Annotated in this window: 3 tRNA genes; all 3 read left to right on the top strand. The window is 44.2% G+C overall.

The features are described from left to right. Positions 1-4 precede the first annotated feature (4 nt). The 3 genes from Q3287_RS19525 (at position 5) to Q3287_RS19515 (ending at position 278) form a co-directional block, all read left to right on the top strand. A tRNA-Leu gene (locus tag Q3287_RS19525) sits at positions 5-88 on the top strand. A 30-nt stretch (positions 89-118) separates the two neighbouring features. Continuing rightward, positions 119-195, top strand: a tRNA-Arg gene (locus Q3287_RS19520). 7 nt (positions 196-202) lie between these two features. Beyond that, a tRNA-Gln gene (locus Q3287_RS19515) sits at positions 203-278 on the top strand. Positions 279-425 lie beyond the last annotated feature (147 nt).

Here is a 425-nt window from a genome sequence, read left to right as displayed (position 1 = left end):
ATGCGCGGATGTGGCGGAATTGGCAGACGCACTAGACTTAGGATCTAGCGCCATTGGCGTGGGGGTTCGACTCCCTTCATCCGCACCATTTTTATTTGATTTGTACATATATAATTGTGGGTGCATAGCTCAGCTGGATAGAGCAACGCCCTTCTAAGGCGTGTGTCCGGGGTTCGAATCCCTGTGCGCTCACCACATATATTGGGGATTAGCCAAGTCGGTAAGGCACATGACTTTGACTCATGTATGCGTAGGTTCGAGTCCTGCATCCCCAGCCAAATAATATATTTGCTAAACTATATTTAAATTGTTTCTATTTTGAATATAGTTAGGTATGATTTTAAAGTAAGTTTAAGTATCTTAATGTGGAGAGGTGTCCGAGTGGTTTAAGGAGCTGGTCTTGAAAACCAGTGACTTCGAAAGGG

Source organism: Clostridioides sp. GD02404 (assembly GCF_045898275.1).
GTDB classification, from domain to species: Bacteria; Bacillota; Clostridia; order Peptostreptococcales; family Peptostreptococcaceae; genus Clostridioides; species Clostridioides difficile_A.
Note: the sequence above shows the minus strand (reverse complement) of the source record. Positions and strands in the feature narration are given on the sequence as shown.